This window comes from Streptomyces sp. Go-475 (assembly GCF_003330845.1).
Taxonomy (GTDB): Bacteria; Actinomycetota; Actinomycetes; order Streptomycetales; family Streptomycetaceae; genus Streptomyces.
Window position 1 is genome coordinate 4,236,001 of sequence record NZ_CP026121.1, and the last position, 17,159, is coordinate 4,253,159.

17 protein-coding genes are annotated in these 17,159 nt (G+C 69.3%); 7 read left to right on the plus strand and 10 right to left on the minus strand.

Translation table 11 applies throughout. The features are described 5' to 3' along the window. Positions 1-3: 3 nt before the first annotated feature. Positions 4-1,605, minus strand: coding sequence for a globin domain-containing protein (locus tag C1703_RS19595; RefSeq protein ID WP_198678221.1), 1,602 nt, complete (start codon positions 1,603-1,605; stop codon positions 4-6). Between the two features lie 590 nt (positions 1,606-2,195). Here C1703_RS19595 and C1703_RS19600 point away from each other — a divergent pair. Then, the gene (locus tag C1703_RS19600) at positions 2,196-3,062 is read left to right on the plus strand and encodes a GNAT family N-acetyltransferase (protein WP_114254097.1); all 867 of its coding nucleotides are present in this window, start codon (positions 2,196-2,198) and stop codon (positions 3,060-3,062) included. Positions 3,063-3,133: 71 nt separating this feature from the next. Here the strand turns inward: C1703_RS19600 and C1703_RS19605 are convergent, their stop codons facing one another. Further along, positions 3,134-3,556 (minus strand): heme-binding protein, encoded by a 423-nt coding sequence (locus C1703_RS19605; RefSeq protein WP_114254098.1) that lies wholly within the window; start codon positions 3,554-3,556, stop codon positions 3,134-3,136. Between the two features lie 66 nt (positions 3,557-3,622). Continuing rightward, complete coding sequence (locus C1703_RS19610; RefSeq protein WP_114254099.1) at positions 3,623-4,831, minus strand: MFS transporter; 1,209 nt, start codon at positions 4,829-4,831, stop codon at positions 3,623-3,625. 142 nt (positions 4,832-4,973) lie between these two features. Between C1703_RS19610 and C1703_RS19615 the strand changes: the two genes are divergently transcribed. Together C1703_RS19615 and C1703_RS19620 are read left to right on the plus strand one after the other, a co-directional pair. Further along, positions 4,974-5,438 carry a MarR family transcriptional regulator gene (locus C1703_RS19615; RefSeq protein WP_114254100.1) on the plus strand — a complete coding sequence of 155 codons (465 nt, stop codon included), beginning with the start codon at positions 4,974-4,976 and terminating at the stop codon, positions 5,436-5,438. Between the two features lie 39 nt (positions 5,439-5,477). Then, positions 5,478-5,930, plus strand: a complete 453-nt coding sequence (locus C1703_RS19620; protein WP_114254101.1) for a GNAT family N-acetyltransferase — start codon at positions 5,478-5,480, stop codon at positions 5,928-5,930. Between the two features lie 57 nt (positions 5,931-5,987). Here C1703_RS19620 and C1703_RS19625 read toward each other — a convergent pair whose 3' ends face one another. Together C1703_RS19625 and dnaB are read right to left on the minus strand one after the other, a co-directional pair. Beyond that, positions 5,988-7,370, minus strand: a complete 1,383-nt coding sequence (locus C1703_RS19625; RefSeq protein WP_114254102.1) for a serine hydrolase domain-containing protein — start codon at positions 7,368-7,370, stop codon at positions 5,988-5,990. Between the two features lie 52 nt (positions 7,371-7,422). Further along, positions 7,423-8,904: a replicative DNA helicase gene (gene dnaB, locus C1703_RS19630; RefSeq protein WP_114254103.1), complete on the minus strand. Its 1,482-nt coding sequence runs from the start codon at positions 8,902-8,904 to the stop codon at positions 7,423-7,425. Between the two features lie 460 nt (positions 8,905-9,364). On the opposite strand from dnaB, the gene C1703_RS19635 reads away from it, so the two are divergent. Further along, positions 9,365-10,702, plus strand: coding sequence for an MATE family efflux transporter (locus C1703_RS19635; protein ID WP_114254104.1), 1,338 nt, complete (start codon positions 9,365-9,367; stop codon positions 10,700-10,702). A 157-nt stretch (positions 10,703-10,859) separates the two neighbouring features. On the opposite strand, the gene rplI is transcribed toward C1703_RS19635, so the two are convergent. The 4 genes from rplI to rpsF form a co-directional block, all read right to left on the minus strand. Next, on the minus strand, positions 10,860-11,306 hold the full coding sequence (gene rplI, locus C1703_RS19640; protein WP_010032778.1) for a 50S ribosomal protein L9: 447 nt from the start codon (positions 11,304-11,306) through the stop codon (positions 10,860-10,862). A gap of 18 nt (positions 11,307-11,324) precedes the next feature. Beyond that, positions 11,325-11,561, minus strand: a complete 237-nt coding sequence (gene rpsR, locus C1703_RS19645; RefSeq protein WP_003949403.1) for a 30S ribosomal protein S18 — start codon at positions 11,559-11,561, stop codon at positions 11,325-11,327. A 45-nt stretch (positions 11,562-11,606) separates the two neighbouring features. Then, positions 11,607-12,191, minus strand: a complete 585-nt coding sequence (locus C1703_RS19650; RefSeq protein WP_114254105.1) for a single-stranded DNA-binding protein — start codon at positions 12,189-12,191, stop codon at positions 11,607-11,609. Between the two features lie 71 nt (positions 12,192-12,262). After that, entirely contained in the window at positions 12,263-12,553 is a 291-nt protein-coding gene (gene rpsF, locus C1703_RS19655) for a 30S ribosomal protein S6 (protein WP_030237450.1), read from the minus strand. A gap of 263 nt (positions 12,554-12,816) precedes the next feature. Between rpsF and C1703_RS19660 the strand changes: the two genes are divergently transcribed. The 3 genes from C1703_RS19660 to C1703_RS19670 all read left to right on the plus strand — a co-directional run bounded on the left by C1703_RS19660 (position 12,817) and on the right by C1703_RS19670 (position 15,551). Beyond that, positions 12,817-13,134 (plus strand): hypothetical protein, encoded by a 318-nt coding sequence (locus C1703_RS19660; RefSeq protein ID WP_114254106.1) that lies wholly within the window; start codon positions 12,817-12,819, stop codon positions 13,132-13,134. A 164-nt stretch (positions 13,135-13,298) separates the two neighbouring features. Continuing rightward, on the plus strand, positions 13,299-14,420 hold the full coding sequence (femX, locus tag C1703_RS19665; RefSeq protein WP_114254107.1) for a peptidoglycan bridge formation glycyltransferase FemX: 1,122 nt from the start codon (positions 13,299-13,301) through the stop codon (positions 14,418-14,420). Positions 14,421-14,519: 99 nt separating this feature from the next. Then, positions 14,520-15,551 carry an alanine racemase gene (locus C1703_RS19670; RefSeq protein ID WP_114254108.1) on the plus strand — a complete coding sequence of 344 codons (1,032 nt, stop codon included), beginning with the start codon at positions 14,520-14,522 and terminating at the stop codon, positions 15,549-15,551. A gap of 81 nt (positions 15,552-15,632) precedes the next feature. Here the strand turns inward: C1703_RS19670 and C1703_RS19675 are convergent, their stop codons facing one another. Further along, complete coding sequence (locus tag C1703_RS19675) at positions 15,633-17,144, minus strand: glycosyltransferase 87 family protein (RefSeq protein ID WP_114254109.1); 1,512 nt, start codon at positions 17,142-17,144, stop codon at positions 15,633-15,635. Positions 17,145-17,159 lie beyond the last annotated feature (15 nt).

Genomic DNA, 17,159 nt, shown 5'->3' on the forward strand with positions numbered 1-17,159 from the left:
GGGTCAGGGCCCGGCCGCGACCAGTTCCTCCACCGAGTCGTGCCGTATGCGGTCCGACGGGATGCCGATGTCCCTCAGGGCGTCCACACCGCTGCGGATCATCCCGGGCGGGCCCGAGAGGTAGGCGTCGTACTCGTTCCACGGCCCGTAGGCGCGTATCGCGTCCGGCAACTGCTGGTGCGCCTGCTGGTCGATGATCGCGCGGACGGACAGCCAGGGGTGGCTCTGCTGGAGGCGGAGCATGGTGTCGATGTCGTACAGGTCGTGGTCCGTGCGGGCGCCGTAGAAGACCTCGACCGGCCGCCGTTCGCCGTGCTCGGCGACGTCCTCGACCAGTGCCTTGATGGGCGCTATGCCGGTGCCGCCGCCCAGGCAGAGGAGGCCGCTGTCGGTGGTGTGGTCCACGGTCATGGACCCGGCGGGCGGGCCGAGCCGGATGATGTCACCGGGGCGGGCGCGGTGCACCAGGGCGTTGGAGACCCAGCCGGCCGGCACGGCCTTCACGTGGAACGAGAGCAGGCCGTCCGAGCGGGGCGCCGAGGCGAAGGAGTAGTGCCGCCAGACGCGCGGCCACCAGGGGGTCTCCAGGCTGGTGTACTGCCCGGCGAGGAAGGGGTACGGCTGGTCGGGCCGGACGGTGACGACCGCGACGTCCGGGGTGCGGAGATCGTGCGTGACGACCTCGGCGTACCACCAGGCCGGGGCCCGCAGTTCGTCCGCGGCCGCCGCGTCGATCATGATCTGGGAGATGGTGGTGTAGGTCCGGACCCAGGCCGCCTCCATCTCCTCGTTCCAGACACCGGCGGCGTACTTGCTCAGCGCGCCGATGAGGCATTCGCCGACGGCCGGGTAGTGCTCGGCCCGCGTTCCGTACTTCCGGTGGCCCCGGCCCAGGTTCTGCAGGTAGTCGACGAGGACATCGGTGTTGTCGATGTGCTCGGCAGCGGTGAGCAGCGCTCTGAGCAGCCGGTCCCGCTGGGTGTCCATCGCGGCCGGGAACAGCGGCCGCAGGTCGGGGTGGCGCACGAAGAGCAGGGCGTAGAAGTACGACGTGACCTTGTCGGCCACGGGCGCGATCTCGGCCATGGCCCGCCGGACGAGGACGGCGTCCGGGGACGCTCCCTCGGCCGGGCCGGAGGCGGCAGGCCCGGAAGCCGAGGCCGGCGCGGGCCGCTGGGCGGGAACACGAGGTTCGGCCGCGGTATTCGAGGGAGGAGCGGCGGTGGCAGCGAAGGGCTCCGGATCGGGGGCGAACGCCGTGGACGCGGGGCGCGGCGATGACGCCGCGGCGGCTCTCGAGCCCGCAGGAGAGGGGGTAGGCGGTGCGGCCACGGGGGTCGGCGTGGGTATCGCGTCCGGGGTCTCGCCCTCCTGCTCCGGCTCGGTGCTCGTGCTGCCGGCCGTCGAGTCGTACGGCGTGGATGTGCCGTCCGCCGGCGCTGCCGGGTCAGGGGCGGGCCTGCCCACCGGGCGTATCGCCGCCGGGCGACGCCCCTCTGCCGCACCGGGCTCGCTGCCCGGCGTCGGCTTCTTGCGGGGCGTGAACCAGCCGCCCCCGCCGCCAGAAGTGCCGTTGTCGGCCGACGTGGTGGTCGGAGCGTCCATGGTGTGCCTCGCCTCGAGCATCTTTCGGTCGGTCTGCGCACTTCCCCGGTCGGAAGGTGCCTGCTTTCCCCCGTGGACGGACTGCGTTCCCGTCCTGTGTCGTGGCCAATGCCGCCACATTTAACCCGTATTTCGGCTGCGTACGGACAAGTAGGGGAGAGTGTGACATTGACCGCAGTACTCTCACCGAGCTTCCCACTCGCCCGGACGGCTCAGTCGCATAACCGGAAACGCGGGTCTTCGATCTCTCCGTCCCGTAGGCTGCCTTGCCCTGCACTCGGCCCGCTCGGGCGGGTCACCTCACCCCTGACGCGAACCGGAGTCGACCCTACCGGCCACCGCCGCGCACACAAGTCCCCCCTTCCCTCGTCACGAATGCGGGCACGACGCGCATCGTCAGTTCCGTCAACTACTGGACAAGACCCGCTGGTTCCTCGTCTCGTTCGGACATCGGCTGTTCTTACGTGTTTCACGTGAAACAACCAGCACCTGTCCACGTGCTGTGCGGGCGGCGACAACTGGCCAAAAGCTCGTATGTCTCCGCCGAAACAGGTGGACGGCAGGGGTCCCTGTCGGACAGCCTGACCTGCGTGTCGACTCCTTCCCTTGCCTCTCTGCCCATCCGCCGTCTGACGCTCCGCGATCTCGCCGCCTGCGCCGACTTGTCCGAGGACCGGGGGTGGCCACGGGAGGAGCACAAGTGGGGCTTCCTCCTCACAGCCGGAAAGGGCTACGGCATCGACGACCCTGACGGCGGCCTCGTGAGCGCCTGCATCGTCACCGAGTACGGGCCTCAGGAGCACCCTGCCTTCGCGGCGATCGGCATGGTCCTCGTGGCGGAACGGCACGCTCGGCAGGGGGTCGGGCGCCGGCTGATGCGCCAGGTCGTCTCCGCGATGGGCGCCACACCGCTCACCCTGCACGCGACACCGAACGGCCGCCCCCTTTACGAGGAGCTCGGCTTCAAGGTCGTCGGTCGGGCCGAGATGGTGTCCGGCCGCTTCACTCCCGGCGGTCCGGAACCGAAGGTCGCCACCCGAGCCGCGACCGCCGAGGACCTCTCCGCGATCCTCCGGCTCGATGAGCAGGCGTTCGGAACCGACCGCACGCACATCATCACCCGGCTGCCCGCCTTCGCCGACCAGTTGCGCGTGGCGGAGGAGCGCGGGCGGATCGTCGGGTACGCGGCCGCCTGGCCCAACATGGAGACCCACGTGGTGGGTCCGCTCATCGCACGTGACACGTCGGTGGCCCAGGCACTCATCGCCTCCCTCGCCGCCCACACCGACCGCCCGCTGCGCACCGACATCGATGTGCGGCACGAGGAGCTGCTCGCGTGGGTGAACGAGCGCGGCCTGGCGCCCGTCGCCTTCAACTCGGTGATGGCGTACGGGATCACCGAGTTGCCCGGCGACTGGAGCCGGCGGTTCGCACCGGTGACGGTCGCGGCGGGCTGAAGGGCTCCGACACGACGACGCCGGCTCCCCAGAGGATGGGGAACCGGCGTCGTCTTACTGCAGCGGCCAGTTCAGGCGAGGGCCTCCACGGCGGCCGTGGCGAAGGCGTGGTCCTGCTCCGGGGCACCGCCGCCGACACCGATCGCGCCGATCAGCCGGCCGTCGCGGTGTACCGGTACACCGCCGGCGATGAACAGCAGCGGCCGGTCGAGCGCGGTGGGCAGGGTGTGGAAGAGGCCTCCCGGCTGCACGGCGTCGACGAGGTCAGCGGTGGGCGTGTCCAGCTGGAGCGCCGTGTAGGCCTTGCGGGTGCTGGTCTCGCCGGAGATCAGCACGGCTCGGTCGTCCCGCCGGAAGGCGAGCAGATGCCCGCCCGCGTCCAAGACCGTGACGCTGACGGTGACTCCTGCGGCCTCTGCTGCCCGACGGGCCGCGGTGACGAGGACATCGGCGTCCTGGGTGGTCAGCGGGGCGACTGCGGTGGTGGTGCTCATGGACATCTCCTGGATGACTTGCGGGGTGTGCGGACCTGGAGGCTGTGACTCCGGGGGCCCGGTTGGTCAGTGGTGGACGGCGGTGCGCTGCCCGGCGGGGGTGGAGCCCGCGACGACGGTGCTGGGCGCACCGGCGCGGCGCTCCAGAGCGGCGGAGAGGAGGGCCAGGAGCAGGGCTCCGGCGGCCAGGGCGGCACCGACCCAGTTGGGGGCGGTGTAACCGAGGCCCGCCGCGATCACGAGCCCGCCGAGCCAGGCGGACAGGGCGTTGCCGAGGTTGAAGGCGCCGATGTTCACGGCGGAGGCCAGGGTCGGGGCGCCGTGCGCCTGGTCGAGGACCCGCTTCTGGAGCGGCGGCACGCTGGCGAAGCCCAGGGCACCGACGAGCGCGATCGTCACGGCCGACAGGACCTTGTCGTGCGCGGTCAGCGTGAACAGGGCCAGCACGACGGCCAGGGCGCCCAGGGAGACGTACAGCATGGGCATCAGGGCGCGGTCGGCGAACTTGCCGCCGACGAGGTTGCCGCCGACCATGCCGAGGCCGAAGAGAACCAGCAGCCAGGTGACGGAGCCGTCGGCGAAACCGGCGACGTGGGTCATCATCGGCGCGATGTAGGTGATGGCCGCGAAGACGCCGCCGAAGCCGAGGACGGTCATCGCCATCGCGAGCAGCACCTGCACGTTCTTGAAGGCGGCCAGTTCATGCCGCAGGCGCACGCCCTCCGGCTTGGGCATGTCGGGGACGAGCCTGGCGATGCCGATCAGGCCGACGACGCCGAGGGCGGCGACGATGCCGAAGGTGACCCGCCAGCCGACGGACTGGCCGACGAGCGTGCCCAGCGGGACGCCGACGACGTTGGCCACGGTCAGCCCGGTGAACATCATCGCGATGGCTCCGGCCTTCTTGTCCGGGGCGACCAGGTCGGCGGCGACGACCGAGCCGATGCCGAAGAAGGCGCCGTGGGCCAGGGAGGCGACGATCCGGCCGATCAGCATCACGGCGAAGGCCGGGGCGAGTGCCGAGAGCAGGTTGCCGGCGATGAACAGGCCCATCAGCAGCATCAGCATCCGCTTGCGGGGGACCTTGGTGCCGAGAACGGTCATCAGCGGGGCACCGAACATGACACCGAGCGCGTAGCCGGTGACCAGGTATCCGGCGGTGGGGATGGAGACCCCGTAGTCGCCCGCGACCTCGGGCAGCAAGCCCATGATCACGAACTCTGTCGTTCCGATCCCGAAGGCCCCGATCGCGAGGGCCAGAAGCGCGAGAGGCATGGAGGGGTTACCTTCCCAGAAGATTGCAGGAGCGCTTTGCGTGCGTTCACAATAGTTGCATACGCGGGCTATATGCAACCGCCGACTATTGCAGCGCTGCTCTATCCTGGGTGTCAGCCGCTCCGGGACGGAGGAAACCCCAATGACAGCGACGGACCCCGCGCTCACCGCCCTCGCCCAGGGCTGGTGCGCTCTCTCCCTGCTGCACGGGAGGATCGAGACCCACATCGAGCGCGCCCTGCAGGCGAAGCACGACCTCAGTGCGCGCGAGTACTCCCTGCTGGACGTGCTCAGCCGGCAGCACGACGGCGACGGAGGCCATCTGCAGATGAAGCAGGTCGCCGACGCGGTCGTCCTCAGCCAGAGCGCCACCACGCGCCTGGTGACCCGGCTCGAGGACCGCGGGCTCCTGGAGCGCTATCTGTGCCCCACCGACCGCCGGGGCATCTACACGAACGTCACCGAGGCCGGCCTGGAGCTGCTGGAGGCGGCGCGACCGACCAATGACGCCGCTCTGCGCGAGGCTCTCGACGAGGCGGCGAAGAACCCGGATCTGGCCCCGCTGGTCCGAGTCGTGGAGACGCTGAAGGCCCCGGTGCCCGCCTGACAGGCCCCGGCACGGGCCGGCTCTGCGTAGGGTGCGCCCATGGGAGATCTTGAGATACGCGCCGCTGTCGCCGACGACGTCCCGGCGATCGTGGGCATGCTCGCCGACGACCCCCTGGGTGCGCAGCGCGAGTCACCGGACGACCTCGCCCCCTATCTGGCCGCGCTGGAGCGGCTCAGCGCCGACCCGAACCAGCACCTGGTCGTGGCGGTGCGCGAGGGCCGCGTGGTCGGCACGCTCCAGCTCACGGTCATCCCCGGGCTGTCCCGACGCGGTGCGACCCGGTCGATCATCGAAGGTGTACGCATCCACGCCGACGAGCGCGGCAGCGGCCTCGGGACACGGCTCATCGAGTGGGCGATCGCGGAATCCCGGGAACAGGGCTGCCAGTTGGTACAGCTGACCTCCGACAAGACGCGCACCGACGCCCACCGCTTCTACGAACGGCTCGGCTTCACGGCCTCCCACACGGGTTTCAAGCTCCCGTTGTGACCGGCTTGAAGGGGCGGCCTGTTTCACGTGAAACAGGCCGCCCCTTCAGGTCACCGCCTAGCCGATCCCACGCCAACCCTCGGGGTCGACCCCGCCCGGCACAGGAGCCCCTTCGTCGTACGGCTGACGCGTGAACACGAAGGACCCGAGGTCCAGGTGGCTCACGGCCCCGTCCGGCCGCCGTACGGCCTTCAGGAGCTCGCCGGCGTAGTAGCCCTCCAGCCCGGTCCAGGTGCCGTCGCCGTTCGGGCAGAACCGCGAACCACGGCCACTGCCGGACAGCGGCCCGAGCGAGAGGAGTCCGTCGGCCGTGAGGCGCAGCGCGAAAGCATGCGTCCCCCAGTACCACTGGCCCGTCATCTCCAGCACGGACGGGTCGACATCGCGCAGCGGTTTCCACGCGGTGGGGATGCGCGGTTCCGCCTCGGCGACGATACGGACCAGGTCGGAGGCGACGGGGAACAACAGCGGGCCGGAGGTGCAGTTGGCCAGGACGATCGCCGCCACGTCGTCCTCGACACTGATCATGAGGCAGGCGAGGAATCCGGGCAGCGAACCGGTGTGGCCGACGAGGGACCGTCCGTCCCGCCGCCGGATCTCCATGCCCAGGCAGTAGGCGTAGCCGCTCGCCACGTCCGACGCTTCGTGGGGCGCCGCCGGTGTCCTCATCTCCAGCAGCGACTCCGGGCTCAGCACCCGCTCGTCACCCTTGAGCAGGAAGGCCGCGAACCGCGCCAAGTCACCCGTGGTCGACCAGAGTTGGCCGGCCGGGGCCATCCGTCCCAGATCCTCGGTGGGCTCGTGCAGCATCACATCGGCCCAGGGATGCACGGCCCAGCCACCCGCATACGGCGCCTGCGGCCGCACGCTCGTGCGGTGCAGCTCCAGGGGTTCGAGCACTTCCCGCCGAAGGACCTCTTCCCATGAGTCGCCACGCAGCTTCTCGACCAGGGCGCCGAGCAGCGCGTAACCCGGGTTGGAGTAGTGGAACCGGCGGCCGGGAGGGGACAGCGAGGGCCGCTCGCCCAGCACGTCGGCGATCTCGGGCCGCAGGGATCCGGGGCTCCGCTCCCACCACGGCCCCGGGGTCTCGGCCGCCAGCCCTGCGGTGTGCGCGAGCAGTTCGGCGACGGTCACCTCCCCCACACCGGTGTCCGGCAGGTGCTTCTCCAGCGGATCAGCGAGGTCCAGGGCGCCCTCGTCGCGCAGCCGCAGGACGAGAACCGCCGTGAAGGTCTTGGTGAGGGAGCCGATCCGGTACTGCACGTTCTCGTCCGGCGCATGACCTTCCACCGAGGTCCGCGCCCCTGTCCACACCGGTTTCCCGTCTCGCACGACGGCAGCGACGAGTGATGGGGCCCGTCCTTCGGTCTGCGCGACAGCGATCCGGTGCAGCAGCGCGCGACGCGTGCCGGGAAGCAGCTCTCCCTGAGATGTCATGGATCCCAGTCCACCCGGCCCGGCGTCTCCGCGTCGAGCACATTTGCTGCTGTCAGGTCTGCGCCATGTCGACGAAACGCGAGTAGTGGCCCTGGAAGGCGACCGTGATCGTCGCCGTCGGGCCGTTTCGGTGCTTGGCCACGATCAGGTCGGCCTCGCCGGCGCGGGGCGACTCCTTCTCGTAGGCGTCCTCACGGTGCAGCAGGATGACCATGTCGGCGTCCTGCTCGATGGAACCCGACTCACGCAGGTCGGAGACCATCGGCTTCTTGTCCGTGCGCTGCTCGGGACCACGGTTCAGCTGGGAGAGCGCGATGACCGGGATCTCCAGCTCCTTGGCCAGCAGCTTGAGGTTTCGGGACATGTCCGAGACCTCCTGCTGCCGGCTCTCGGCCCGCTTGGAACCGCCCGACTGCATCAGCTGGAGGTAGTCGATGACGACCAGCCTGAGGTCGTTGCGCTGCTTGAGGCGGCGGCACTTGGCGCGGATCTCCATCATCGACAGGTTCGGGGAGTCGTCGATGTAGAGCGGCGCCGCCGAGACGTCGGGCATGCGCCGGGCCAGGCGCGTCCAGTCCTCGTCCGTCATCGTGCCGGACCGCATGTGGTGCAGGGCCACCCGGGCTTCGGCGGAGAGCAGACGCATCGCGATCTCGTTGCGCCCCATTTCCAGGGAGAAGATCACGCTCGGCAGGTTGTTCTTGATCGAGGCGGCCCGCGCGAAGTCCAGCGCGAGCGTGGACTTGCCCATGGCGGGACGCGCGGCGATGACGATCATCTGGCCCGGGTGCAGCCCGTTGGTGAGCGAGTCGAAGTCCGTGAACCCCGTGGGCACACCGGTCATCTCGCCGCTGCGTGAGCCGATCGCCTCGATCTCGTCGAGCGCGCCCTCCATGATGTCGCCGAGCGGCAGGTAGTCCTCGCTGGTCCGCTGCTCGGTGACCGCGTAGACCTCCGCCTGGGCGCGGTTGACGATCTCGTCGACGTCGTCGTCGGCCGCGTATCCCATCTGTGTGATGCGCGTACCGGCTTCGACCAGGCGGCGCAGGACGGCCCGCTCGTGCACGATCTCCGCGTAGTACGCGGCGTTGGCCGCGGTCGGAACCGTCTGGACGAGCGTGTGCAGGTACGAGGCACCGCCGACCTTGTTGATCTCGCCGCGCTTGGTGAGCTCGGCCGCGATCGTGATGGGGTCGGCCGGCTCGCCCTTGGCGTAGACGTCGAGGACGGCCTGGTAGATCGTCTCGTGGGCCGGCTTGTAGAAATCGTGGCCCTTGAGGATCTCGACGACGTCGGCGATGGCGTCCTTCGACAGGAGCATGCCGCCGAGGACGGACTGCTCGGCCTCGATGTCCTGCGGCGGCACCCGCTCGAACGACGGGCTTGAGCCGCCGTCCCACACTCCGTTGTCAACGCCGCGTTCGTGCTGCTCGTCGCGGCTCCGGGATCCGTCACCACGGCGGCGGGAGGCGGGCAGACGATCACTGGGACCGCTGTCGGCCCACGGGTCGTCCAAGGGCTCGGAAATGCTCACCGAGCCACCTCCTCCCGTCCGCCGCAGCAGACCTCGCCGTGCCCCTCTTTTCTACGGCACGGCACTGACAAATGAGAGGCCCAACTCCGTTTGACGGGCGCCGGTTTTGTGGTGTTTTGAAAACCGGCGGACGGAGCGGGCGCCGGACCACCGTAGGCCTGTCGGCACCGTCAGCCAATCTGGTTATCCACAGGCCATGTGGACGACGGCCCAGATGCTGTGGAGAACTCCGCGAAACCTGTGCACGACCCGGTGGACAGGCCTGTGAACAAGCGTCGCCCCGCCTTGAACAGACCGCTCTGACCTGCACCTTTACCGTCCACCGGCTGTGCAGAAGAAAAACTTCCCCAAGCGGGCCAAGATCACTTCGAAGGGTGCACAGGAGTGCGTACCGCTAGACGGAAAGTAAGGGTCACAAAAGCCTGGCATCTCTTACCTGTGGACGATTAGATTAGTGCACATGACACAGGCCCCCGCGCGCCGCCGAGCCGGCCGGAGACAGCACGACAGAGAGATCGTCGCACTGGCCGTCCCGGCGTTCGGCGCCCTCGTCGCCGAGCCCCTCTTCCTCATGGCCGACACCGCCATCGTGGGCCATCTGGGCACGGCCCAGCTCGCCGGTCTCGGCGTCGCCTCGGCCTTGCTGATGACCGCCGTCAGCGTCTTCGTGTTCCTCGCCTACGCCACCACGGCAGCGGTCGCCCGCCGGGTCGGCGCGGGTGACCTCCAGTCCGCCATCCGCCAGGGCATGGACGGCATCTGGCTGGCCCTCCTGCTCGGCGCCGCCGTCGTCGCCGTCGCCCTGCCCACGGCGCCCCACCTCGTGAGCCTCTTCGGAGCATCGGAGGCAGCAGCCCCGTACGCCACCACCTACCTGCGTATCTCCGTGCTCGGCATCCCCGCCATGCTCGTCGTCCTCGCCGCGACCGGTGTCCTGCGCGGCCTGCAGGACACCAAGACCCCGCTCTACGTCGCCATCGCCGGTTTCGCCGCGAACGGCGCCCTCAACGCGGGGCTCGTCTACGGCGCCGACCTGGGGATCGCCGGCTCCGCCTGGGGCACGGTCATCGCACAGTGCGGCATGGCCGCGGTCTATCTCGTCGTGGTCCTCCGGGGCGCCCGCAGGCACGGCGCCTCGTTGCGTCCGGACGCCGCCGGGATCAGGGCCTCGGCTCAGGCGGGCGTGCCCTTGCTGGTGCGGACCCTCTCCCTGAGGGCGATTCTGATGATCGCCACGGCGGTCGCCGCCCGGCTCGGGGACGCGGACATCGCCGCCCACCAGATCATCCTGTCCCTGTGGAGCCTGCTCGCATTCGCTCTCGACGCCATCGCCATCGCCGGCCAGGCCATCATCGGCCGCTACCTCGGAGCCGGTGACGCCCAGGGCGCCCGCGACGCCTGCCGCCGCATGGTCGAATGGGGCATCGCCGTCGGGGTTGTCCTCGGCATCCTGGTGGTCATCACCCGCCCGGTGTTCCTGCCCCTGTTCAGCAGCGACCCGGCGGTCAAGGACGTGGCGCTGCCCGCCCTGGTCATCGTCGCCCTCTCCCAGCCGATCTCCGGCATCGTCTTCGTGCTGGACGGCGTCCTGATGGGCGCCGGCGACGGTCCCTATCTGGCCTGGGCGATGCTGGTCACTCTCGCGGTGTTCACTCCGGCAGCTCTGCTGGTGCCGGTACTGGGCGGTGGGCTCACCGCGCTGTGGGCCACCATGACGTTGATGATGACCGTGCGGATGCTGACCCTGTGGCTCCGCACCCGCTCGGGACGCTGGATCGTGACGGGCGCGACCCGCTGACCGTTTCACGTGAAACATCGACGGTTTCACGTGAAACAGGAGCCCACCGTGAACGAAAACAGGGTCCACCGCGAGCGAGCGGAGCTGCGCACATGACGATGGGGCCGTACCCCGAAGGGAACGACCCCACCGCTCACTGCTTCAGCGAGCGCGGCACTCAGGCCGCGACGACCTCGATGTTGACCTTGGCGGCAACCTCGGGGTGCAGACGCACGGACGTCTCGTGAGCGCCCAGCGTCTTGATCGGCGAGCCCAGCTCGATGCGGCGCTTGTCGACCTCGGGGCCACCGGAAGCCTTGATCGCGGAAGCGATGTCGGCGGGGGTGACGGAACCGAAGAGACGACCGGCGTCGCCGGAGCGGACAGCCAGACGGACCTTGACGCCCTCGAGCTGGGCCTTCACCTGGTTGGCCTGCTCGATGGTCTGGATCTCGTGGATCTTGCGAGCACGACGGATCTGCTCGACGTCCTTCTCGCCACCCTTGGTCCAGCGGATCGCGAACTTCCGCGGGATCAGGTAGTTGCGAGCGTAACCGTCCTTGACGTCGACGACGTCGCCCGCGGCGCCGAGGCCGGAGACCTCGTGGGTGAGGATGATCTTCATGAGTCGGTCACCCTTCCCTTATCGCGCGGTGGACGTGTAGGGCAGCAGCGCCATCTCACGGCTGTTCTTGACGGCCGTGGCGACGTCACGCTGGTGCTGCGTGCAGTTGCCGGTCACGCGGCGGGCACGGATCTTGCCGCGGTCGGAAATGAACTTCCGCAGCATGTTCGTGTCCTTGTAGTCCACGTACGTGACCTTGTCCTTGCAGAAAGCGCAGACCTTCTTCTTCGGCTTGCGCACAGGCGGCTTCGCCATGGTGTTTCTCCTGTGTGATCAAGAAGTGTGGGTACGAACCCGCCCTTAGAAGGGGGGCTCGTCCGAGTAGCCGCCGCCACCGCCGCCGGAGTTTCCACCCCAGCCGCCGCCACCGCCCTGGCTGCCACCGGCGGGAGCGCCGGTCGCCCACGGGTCGTCGGCGGGAGCTCCGCCGCCCTGCTGGCCGCCACCGGGGCCGCCGCCCCAGCCGCCGCCACCCTGGCCGCCACCGCCACCGCCGCCGTAGCCGCCCTGGCCACCGCGGCCGCTGGTCTTGGTGACCTTGGCCGTGGCGTTGCGCAGGCTGGCGCCGACTTCCTCGACGTCCAGCTCGTAGACCGTGCGCTTGACACCCTCACGGTCCTCGTAGGACCGCTGCTTCAGCCGGCCCTGCACGATGACGCGCATGCCTCGCTGGAGCGACTCGGCGACGTTCTCCGCCGCCTGACGCCAGACCGAGCAGGTCAGGAACAGGCTCTCGCCGTCCTTCCACTCGTTCGTCTGGCGGTCGAAGGTGCGGGGAGTGGACGCGACACGGAACTTCGCGACGGCCGCACCGGAGGGGGTGAAGCGCAGCTCGGGGTCGTCGACAAGATTGCCGACCACCGTGATGACGGTCTCGCCTGCCATGGGGGAACCTCTCGGCGGGTTTGCTCTGGCTGCTTGCTACTCGAATCCCGGGATCGGCTGAGCGTGGAAGCTCAGTGCATCTCGGGACGGAGGACCTTGGTCCGGAGGACCGACTCGTTCAGGTTCATCTGGCGGTCGAGCTCCTTGACGACCGCAGGCTCGGCCTGCAGGTCGATGACCGAGTAGATGCCCTCGGGCTTCTTCTTGATCTCGTACGCGAGACGACGACGGCCCCAGGTGTCGACCTTCTCGACCTTTCCGCCGCCGTCACGGACGACAGAGAGGAAGTTCTCGATCAGCGGGGAGACAGCGCGCTCCTCGACGTCGGGGTCGAGGATGACCATCACCTCGTAGTGACGCATGTGGAACCCACCTCCTTTGGACTCAGCGGCCACGGTCGTTCCGTGGCAGGAGGGTTGTGATGCGTAGGCAACGGTATCGGCCACCACTGACAATCAGGGGTTCTGTGGAGAAGCCCTGCCGTGACATGGGCAGACACCGGTGCGGACGGTACAGAGTACCCGCACAGCGGCTTGCGGTTGAAATCCGGTCGCGAGGGCAGCCAATCTGTACACATCGGGTGTGTATGGCGCTACGATGCGCCGACTTTCGCAGGAGGTGCCCTATGGCACAGGCATTGCGACCCAACACCGCCGGCGGCCTCTTCGCCACGGACGGAAAGCCCCACCCCCTCCAGGACACCCTGCTCGCGGTGACCCTGGTGCTGGGCATCACGTCGTTCATCACGGCACTGGTCGACGACGACCTGCACCTGCTCAGCTCCTGGACCGGTCTGGTGGGCATTCTCACCGGCGCGTACGGCCAGTGGATCTCGGAGACGACCCGTGAGCGGTTCGGCCTGATCCTGGGGCTGGGCGCGGCGGGTGTCGGGTTCTTCCTGGGCATGGCGCACGGCGGCCTCTTCGGCGGGCTCATCGACTGACGCCAGGGACACTCCTTTCCGAACACCGGGTGACGCCACGGCCGCCGGGGCCGTGGCGAAGGTGCCGTACGCCCAACCGGCGCGCTCCCAAGGCGCAGTAGGCTTCGCGCGAGAGCCGGAGCCCCTGACCCCATGGGGACACACCAGCCCGAGGAGCGCCCCGAATGAGCCTGACCCTGAGGACCATCAGTCGAGAGCAGCATCTGGCCTACATCCAGAGCCTGCCGTCGGCGAGCCACATGCAGGTCCCGGCCTGGGCTGACGTCAAGGCGGAGTGGCGCTCCGAGAACCTCGGCTGGTTCGACGACCGCACCGGCGAGCTGGTCGGTGTCGGTCTGGTCCTCTACCGGCAGCTTCCCAAGATCAAGCGCTACCTCGCCTACCTGCCCGAGGGCCCGGTCATCAACTGGTTCGCGCCGAATCTGCAGGAGTGGATCGAGCCGATGCTGGCGCACCTGAAGCAGCAGGGCGCCTTCTCGGTGAAGATGGGCCCGCCGGTGATCATCCGCCGCTGGGAGGCCGCCTCCATCAAGGCGGGCATCCAGAACCCGGACGTGAAGCGCCTGCGCGACATCGAGGCCGACCACATCGAGCCGCGCGCCTTCGAGGTCGCCGACAAGCTGCGCCGCATGGGCTGGCAGCAGGGCGAGGACGGCGGCGCCGGCTTCGGCGACGTCCAGCCCCGCTACGTCTACCAGGTGCCGCTGGCGAACCGTTCCCTGGAAGAGGTCCACAAGAACTTCAACCAGCTGTGGCGCCGCAACATCAAGAAGGCCGAGAAGGCCGGCGTCGAGGTCGTCCAGGGCGGTTACCAGGACCTCGAGGAATGGCAGCGACTGTACGAGATCACGGCCGTGCGCGACCACTTCCGGCCGCGCCCGCTGTCGTACTTCCAGCGCATGTGGACGGCCCTCAACACCGAGGACCCCAACCGCATGCGGCTGTACTTCGCCCGGCACAACGGCGTGAACCTGTCGGCGGCGACGATGCTGATCGTCGGCGGGCACGTCTGGTACTCCTACGGCGCCTCCGACAACATCGGCCGCGAGGTCCGGCCCTCGAACGCCATGCAGTGGCGGATGCTGCGCGACGCCTACGCGCTCGGTGCGACCGTCTACGACCTGCGCGGCATCTCCGACTCGCTGGACGAGACCGACCACCTCTTCGGCCTGATCCAGTTCAAGGTGGGCACCGGTGGCCAGGCGGCCGAGTACCTCGGCGAGTGGGACTTCCCGCTGAACAAGCTGCTGCACAAGGCGCTCGACATCTACATGTCGCGTCGCTGACGTCCCGTTCAGTGCTTCTATACCTCTGACACACGGCAGCCGCCGACAGACGGCAACCGCTGATTCACGGCAACCACGAGAAAGGTTCCAGGTCCGGCCATGGCGCTCACGCTCTACGTCGACACCGCGCGCTGGCGGGCGCACCACAAGCACGTGCAGGAGCAGTTCCCGGGCCTCGTGCCGGTCTGCAAGGGCAACGGCTACGGCTTCGGGCACGAGCGGCTGGCGGAGGAGGCCACACGGCTGGGCTCGGACGTCCTCGCCGTCGGCACGACGTACGAGGCCGCCCGGATAAAGGACTGGTTCAGCGGTGACCTGCTGGTGCTGACGCCGTACCGGCGCGGCGAGGAGCCGGTGCCGCTGCCGGACCGGGTGATCCGCTCCGTCTCGTCGATAGACGGTGTCTACGGCCTGGTCGGCGCCCGCGTGGTGATCGAGGTGATGTCCTCGATGAAGCGCCACGGCATCAGCGAGCAGGACCTGCCCCAGCTGCACGCCGCGATCGAGAACGTCCGCCTGGAGGGCTTCGCCATCCACCTGCCGCTGGACCGCACCGACGGCTCGGACGCCGTCGAGGAGGTCATCGGCTGGATGGACCGGCTGCGTGCGGCCCGGCTTCCCCTGCACACCATGTTCGTCAGCCACCTCAAGGCGGAGGATCTCGCCCGGCTCCAGCAGCAGTTCCCGCAGACCCGCTTCCGCGCCCGCATCGGCACGCGGCTGTGGCTGGGGGACCACGAGGCCACCGAGTACCGGGGCGCGGTCCTGGACGTCACGCGCGTCGCCAAGGGCGACCGCTTCGGCTACCGGCAGCAGAAGGCCGCCTCGGACGGCTTCCTGGTGGTCGTGGCGGGCGGCACGTCCCACGGGGTGGGCCTGGAGGCCCCCAAGGCGTTGCACGGCGTCATGCCGCGCGCCAAGGGCGTCGCCCGCGCCGGCCTCGCGACGGTGAACCGGAACCTTTCTCCGTTCGTCTGGGGCGGCAAGCAGCGCTGGTTCGCCGAGCCGCCGCACATGCAGGTCTCGATCCTGTTCGTGCCCGCGGACGCGCCGGAGCCGAAGGTGGGCGAGGAGCTGGTGGCGCATCTGCGGCACACCACCACGCAGTTCGACCGGATCGTGGACCGCTGACCGACGCGGTTCAGCGCAAAGGCCGTACACGGGTTCCTTGTACGGCCTTCTGGCTTCCGGGATCGACTCTGGGCCGTTCGCTCAGAGTGAACCGCCCGAGGCGCCCTGTCTGCCCCACTCGACCGACGGCCCGTCGAACCGGGCGTCCTCGTGCGGCCGGGGCCGGGCCGCGGGGCCGAGGACGAAGACGTCCTCCGCACCGTCGAGCACCCCGCCCGAGGGGTCGTCGTCGCCGGCCCTCCGCACCGGGTCCCGCTCCGGCATGAAGATGTCCCGCACGACCATGACGCACAGGTACAGCGTTCCCAGCAGATGCATGCCGATGGCCCAGTGGTAGCCGTCGGTGGGCAGGCCCTTGTGGGCGTCTCCGCTGGTCGTGTACGCGAGGTACATCCAGATCCCCAGGAAGTACGCCACCTCGCACGCCTGCCAGATCAGGTAGTCCCGCCACTTGGGCCGGGCGAGCGCGGCCAGCGGCACCAGCCACAGCACGTACTGCGGCGAGTAGACCTTGTTGGTGAGGATGAACGCCGCGACGATCAGGAAGGCGAGCTGGGCGAACCGCGGCCGACGCGGTGCGGTCAGGGCGAGGGCCGCCACACCCGCGCAGCACACCAGCATCAGCAGCGTGGCGAGCGTGTTGACGGTCTCGGTGCTGAGCGGGTTGTCGGAGTTCTGGGCCATGATCAGCCAGAAGGAGCCGAAGTCGACGCCCCGTTCCTGGCTGAACGTGTAGAACTTCGACCAGCCCTCGAACGCGAAGAGCATCACCGGCCCGTTCACGACGACCCAGGCGACGATCCCACCGCCCAGGGCCTTGGCGAACTCGCGCCACTTGCCCGCGCGCCAGCACAGCACCAGCAGCGGCCCGAGGAGCAGGAAGGGGTAGAGCTTGGCCGCCGTGGCGAGCCCCAGCAGGACACCGAAGGCCAGGGAGCGGCCCCGCGACCACATCAGCATCGCCGCGGCCGTCAGAGCGACCGCCAGCAGGTCCCAGTTGATGGTGGCCGTCAGCGCGGCGGCGGGCGCCAGGGCGACCAGCAGGCCGTCCCAGGGACGCCGGGCATGGGTACGGGTCACGCAGACGGCGATGACCGACGCGCACACCATGAGCATCCCGGCGTTGACCATCCAGTACCACTGCTCCTGGTACTGGATGGTTCCGCTGCCGGGCGTGAGCCAGGAGGCGACCTCCATGAAGACACCGGTCAGCACCGGGTACTCCAGGTACTGCATGTCGCCGGGGAGCCGGTCGAAGTACGGCACGAGTCCGTCGGCGAAGCCACGCCCCTGGTAGAGGTGCGGGATGTCCGAGTAGCAGGCGTGCGTGTACTGGGAGCTCGCACCGAAGAACCATGCCCCGTTGTAGCAGGGCGCCTTCTGGACGAGACCGAGGGCGAACATGCCGATCGCCACCAGCGCGATCACTCGCACCGGAGTCCACCAGGACGACCCGAGCAGGGCACGCCGCCCGAGCGGGCCGCCGATCAGCTCGCTGCCGGCCGCGGCGACCTCGTCCTCCTTGGTCGGCCGCACCGGCTCCGGCTCATGAACGCTCGCTCGCGTCGATTCTGCACTGGGCATGCCGCACATCCTGCCGTACGTGTC

Coding starts and splice junctions, on each gene's coding strand:
- C1703_RS19595 (WP_198678221.1), bottom strand. CDS start 1,605: ATGGACGCTCCGACCACCACGTCGGCCGACAACGGCACTTCTGGCGGC.
- C1703_RS19605 (WP_114254098.1), bottom strand. CDS start 3,556: ATGAGCACCACCACCGCAGTCGCCCCGCTGACCACCCAGGACGCCGAT.
- C1703_RS19610 (WP_114254099.1), bottom strand. CDS start 4,831: ATGCCTCTCGCGCTTCTGGCCCTCGCGATCGGGGCCTTCGGGATCGGA.
- C1703_RS19615 (WP_114254100.1), top strand. CDS start 4,974: ATGACAGCGACGGACCCCGCGCTCACCGCCCTCGCCCAGGGCTGGTGC.
- C1703_RS19620 (WP_114254101.1), top strand. CDS start 5,478: ATGGGAGATCTTGAGATACGCGCCGCTGTCGCCGACGACGTCCCGGCG.
- C1703_RS19625 (WP_114254102.1), bottom strand. CDS start 7,370: ATGACATCTCAGGGAGAGCTGCTTCCCGGCACGCGTCGCGCGCTGCTG.
- C1703_RS19635 (WP_114254104.1), top strand. CDS start 9,365: ATGACACAGGCCCCCGCGCGCCGCCGAGCCGGCCGGAGACAGCACGAC.
- rplI (WP_010032778.1), bottom strand. CDS start 11,306: ATGAAGATCATCCTCACCCACGAGGTCTCCGGCCTCGGCGCCGCGGGC.
- rpsR (WP_003949403.1), bottom strand. CDS start 11,561: ATGGCGAAGCCGCCTGTGCGCAAGCCGAAGAAGAAGGTCTGCGCTTTC.
- C1703_RS19650 (WP_114254105.1), bottom strand. CDS start 12,191: ATGGCAGGCGAGACCGTCATCACGGTGGTCGGCAATCTTGTCGACGAC.
- rpsF (WP_030237450.1), bottom strand. CDS start 12,553: ATGCGTCACTACGAGGTGATGGTCATCCTCGACCCCGACGTCGAGGAG.
- C1703_RS19660 (WP_114254106.1), top strand. CDS start 12,817: ATGGCACAGGCATTGCGACCCAACACCGCCGGCGGCCTCTTCGCCACG.
- femX (WP_114254107.1), top strand. CDS start 13,299: ATGAGCCTGACCCTGAGGACCATCAGTCGAGAGCAGCATCTGGCCTAC.
- C1703_RS19670 (WP_114254108.1), top strand. CDS start 14,520: ATGGCGCTCACGCTCTACGTCGACACCGCGCGCTGGCGGGCGCACCAC.
- C1703_RS19675 (WP_114254109.1), bottom strand. CDS start 17,144: ATGTGCGGCATGCCCAGTGCAGAATCGACGCGAGCGAGCGTTCATGAG.